The following is a 4,035-nucleotide window of genomic DNA, read 5'->3' as shown; positions in this document are numbered from 1 at the left end:
ATAGAATATATAAGTAAGAAAACACTTACAAAACAAATGTTCAATTTAATTGGACATTTTTATAGCGAAAAGTTAAGTTGGAGGATATTTTATGAAATATGATGTAATTATTGTTGGTGCAGGACCTGGTGGTATTTTTTCTGCTTATGAGCTGGTTACAAACAAATCGGATATCAAAGTAGCTGTTTTTGAAGAAGGTCATTTACTTGAAAAAAGAAAATGTCCTATTGACGGCGACAAGATTAAAAAGTGTGTTAATTGCAAAACCTGCTCAATTATGAGTGGCTTTGGCGGTGCAGGTGCATTTTCTGACGGTAAATATAATATTACTAATGATTTTGGCGGTACTTTGTACGAATATATCGGCAAGAAAAAAGCTATTGAGCTTATGCACTATGTAGATGATATTAATATGCAGTATGGCGGTGAGGGCACAAAGCTTTATTCTACTGCCGGCTCAGGTTTTAAGAAAATCTGCTTGCAGAATAAGCTTAATTTACTTGACGCTTCTGTTCGTCATCTTGGTACAGATATAAACTATATTGTACTTAATAACCTTTATAATTTTCTTAAAGATAAGGTCGATTTTTACTTTGATACTCCTGTTGCTAATATTGAACTTCTTGATGATAAGGACAGTGGTTATATTGTAAATACTGAAAGTGAAAGTTATGAATGTACTAAGTGCATTGTTTCAGTTGGAAGAAGTGGCAGTAAGTGGATGGAAAAAGTATGCCACGAACTTAATATTCCTACGAAATCAAATCGAGTTGATATTGGTGTTCGTGTGGAATTACCTGCAGTTATTTTTGCTAATCTCACAGATGAGCTTTATGAAAGTAAGATTGTATATCGTACGGAGCAGTTTGAAGACAATGTGCGTACATTCTGTATGAATCCAAAGGGCAGTGTTGTTACAGAGAATACAAACGGCATTATAACCGTAAACGGTCACAGCTATGAAGATAAAGAAAAGCAGACAGAGAACACAAACTTTGCGTTGCTTGTGAGCAAGCATTTTTCTGAGCCTTTTAAAGATAGCAACGGATATGGCGAAAGCATTGCCCGACTCAGCAATATGCTCGGCGGTGGTGTAATTGTTCAGCGTTTTGGTGACTTAATCAGAGGTCGCCGCAGTAATCCAAAGCGAATTGAGGAGGGACTTGTTGTTCCGACTTTATCCGCTACTCCGGGTGATTTAAGTCTTGTATTGCCTAAGCGTATTCTTGACGGTATTATTGAAATGATTTATGCTTTGGATAATATTGCTCCGGGTACTGCTAATGACGATACGTTATTATATGGTGTTGAGGTTAAATTTTATAATATGGAGGTTGATGTTGACGAGCATCTTGAATCACTTCATAAAGGACTCTATATTATTGGTGACGGCAGTGGTGTGACTCACTCACTCTCACACGCAAGTGCAAGCGGTGTATTTGTTGCAAGAGAAATTCTTGAAAAGTAACTTAATAAAACAGAAATACCGACTATGAAAGCACTTGCTTTCATAGTCGGTATTTTTATGTAAAATTAGAGCAAAAGAAAAAGTGCCGATATAATCGACACTTAGGTGGAGCGGATGATGGGAATCGAACCCACACGATCAGCTTGGAAGGCTGAAGTTCTACCACTAAACTACATCCGCATATCTCTGTAACAGCTAATATTATATCACCACATATGTGTTTTGTCAAGCATTTTTATTTCAAATATAAAATGTTGGAAACGCAGAAAAATAACAGATTTTTCCAAAATATAAAGTTAGATAACACTAACTTTGATTAAAAATAACATTTATAAAAAATATCTATATTACGAATAAGATTTGTATTAGATTAATATATAACAACTGAATAGTAGTAATATTATTATAAAAATAAGCTTATATATCAAAATAAATATATTTATTATAGCGGATTGCACAAAGGAATTGTATATTACTTGTGCAAGCATACAAATGTTTAAAAAACAGAAAATAATGCTTGGTTTCCACAAAAAGATGTTGTATTATATAGGTGTCAAATAAATAACCGCACTAAAGCGGAATTAAAAAAGGAGACTTAAATATGCATGCTTTAAAAAGATTCGGAACAGCCTTCGGCGGCTACAAAATGATGGACAACTACCCAGTACCGGAATGCGGACCTGATGATATTATTCTTGAAATCAAGGCAGCAGCAATTTGTGGTGCAGACATGAAGCATTGGGGCGTTGACAATGGTTATGATGACACAAACTGTGAGGGACAGCAGCAGTCAGTTCGTGGACATGAGTTCGCCGGCGAGATCGTTAAAGTTGGTGAAAATGTTAAAGACTGGCATGTAGGACAGAGAGTTGTATCAGACAACAGTGCTCATGTTTGCGGTGTTTGCCCGGCTTGTGAAAGCGGCGACTTCCTTTGCTGCGAACACAAGGTAAACCTTGGTCTTGATAACAATACATGGGGCGGCGGTTTCTCAAAGTATTGTAAAGTACCCGGTGAGATTCTTGCAATTCATAAACACGCTATTTGGGAAATTCCTGAGGGTGTTAAGTATGAAGAGGCAGCAGTTCTTGACCCAATCTGTAATGCTTATAAGGCAGTTGCTCAGCAGTCACATCTTATTCCCGGACAGGATGTTGTAGTATTCGGTACTGGCCCACTTGGTTTGTTCTCAGTACAGGTTGCAAAGCTTATGGGTGCTGTAAACATCGTAATGGTTGGTCTTGATGATGACACAAAGGTAAGATTCGGCGTTGCTAAAGAGCTCGGTGCTACACATTGTGTAAACGGTTCAAAAGAAGATGTAGTTGCAAGATGCACAGAGATCTGCGGCAGAGATAACCTCGGACTTGTAATTGAGTGCTCTGGTGCAAACATCGCATTAAAGCAGGCTCTTGAAATGACAAGACCAAACGCTGAAATTGTAAGAGTTGGTATGGGTTTCAAGCCACTTGAATTCTCAATTAATGACATCACATCTTGGAACAAGAGCATTATCGGTCATATGGCTTATGACTCAACATCTTGGAGAAACTGCATCAGACTTCTCAAGTCAGGTCAGATTAAGGTTGAACCAATGATTACTCACAGACTTGGTCTTTCACAGTGGAGAGAGGGCTTTGACGCAATGGCTAAGAAAGAGGCTATCAAGGTTATCTTCACATACGATTATGATGATTAATTAAAGGTACAAGGTACAATTTTGGGAGGATTTTCAATGAGAAAGTTAATGATTGCTCCATCAGTTGGTTGCTGTGATTTGTTTCACATAGAAGAACAGATTAAACTTATTAATGAAAAATCTGATTTTCTTCATATGGATATTAAAGACGGTGTTTATGTACCAAGCTACGGTATAGGTCCTGATTATCTTGATTACTTAAACAAACATATCAAGAATTTAAAACCTATGGACGCTCACCTTATGGTAAAGCATCCGCAGCAGTATCTTGAAACCTTTGCAAAAGCAGGTGCTACCTACATTACACCTCATACAGACTGCATTGAGGGTGACGCTTTTGTAACAATACATAAAATAAAGCAGCTTGGCTGCAAAGCAGGCGTTGCTTTAAGCCCGTCAGTTCCACTTTCAACCATTGAATATTATCTTCCTTTACTCGATAAAGTTACAATTATGATTGTTGATCCGGGCATCTCAGGACAGCCGGTTGATTTACAGATGTTTGTAAAAATCAATCAGCTTGCAAAGCTCAGAAGAGAAAGAGGTTTGAAGTTCATAATCGAAGCAGACGGTTCAATGAATAGCGGCTTGTATCGTCCACTTTATGAAGCAGGTGCAGACCTCGTGGTTTTAGGACCTCCGGCATTATGGAACAAGGACACGGATTTCAAAAAAGCTTGGTCTATTATGGAGGCTGACCTTGAGCGAGAACTTGACGGTGCAGAGAGAAAAATCAGATTGTAAAAATAAAAAACCATAGTGAATAAAAGGAGAAAAATTATGGCTAGCAAATCTAATGTCAACATTGGTGCAAGACTTGACCGCTTGCCTCAATCAAAATGGCATATCAAAATGTGGCTCGTTACAG

General features: G+C 37.7%; 3 protein-coding genes and 1 tRNA gene. 3 read left to right on the top strand and 1 reads right to left on the bottom strand.

The features are described 5' to 3' along the window. The first annotated feature begins 91 nt into the window (after window positions 1-91). On the top strand, window positions 92-1,468 hold the full coding sequence (locus ACJMMI_RS03915; RefSeq protein WP_405353742.1) for an NAD(P)/FAD-dependent oxidoreductase: 1,377 nt from the start codon (window positions 92-94) through the stop codon (window positions 1,466-1,468). Between the two features lie 106 nt (window positions 1,469-1,574). Here ACJMMI_RS03915 and ACJMMI_RS03910 read toward each other — a convergent pair. Further along, window positions 1,575-1,648: transfer RNA gene (locus ACJMMI_RS03910), tRNA-Gly, on the bottom strand. Between the two features lie 421 nt (window positions 1,649-2,069). On the opposite strand from ACJMMI_RS03910, the gene ACJMMI_RS03905 reads away from it, so the two are divergent. Continuing rightward, window positions 2,070-3,167 carry a zinc-binding dehydrogenase gene (locus ACJMMI_RS03905; RefSeq protein WP_405353740.1) on the top strand — a complete coding sequence of 366 codons (1,098 nt, stop codon included), beginning with the start codon at window positions 2,070-2,072 and terminating at the stop codon, window positions 3,165-3,167. A 36-nt stretch (window positions 3,168-3,203) separates the two neighbouring features. Then, entirely contained in the window at window positions 3,204-3,911 is a 708-nt protein-coding gene (locus ACJMMI_RS03900; RefSeq protein WP_405353738.1) for a ribulose phosphate epimerase, read from the top strand. Window positions 3,912-4,035 lie beyond the last annotated feature (124 nt).

The sequence above is a fragment of the Ruminococcus sp. genome, assembly GCF_045129435.1.
GTDB lineage: Bacteria > Bacillota > Clostridia > Oscillospirales > Acutalibacteraceae > Ruminococcoides.
This window is presented reverse-complemented; position numbering and strand designations above follow the sequence as displayed.

Bases quoted from the DNA above. Each gene is read 5' to 3' on its own strand.
- ACJMMI_RS03915 (WP_405353742.1), top strand. From the start codon at position 92: ATGAAATATGATGTAATTATTGTTGGTGCAGGACCTGGTGGTATTTTT.
- ACJMMI_RS03905 (WP_405353740.1), top strand. From the start codon at position 2,070: ATGCATGCTTTAAAAAGATTCGGAACAGCCTTCGGCGGCTACAAAATG.
- ACJMMI_RS03900 (WP_405353738.1), top strand. From the start codon at position 3,204: ATGAGAAAGTTAATGATTGCTCCATCAGTTGGTTGCTGTGATTTGTTT.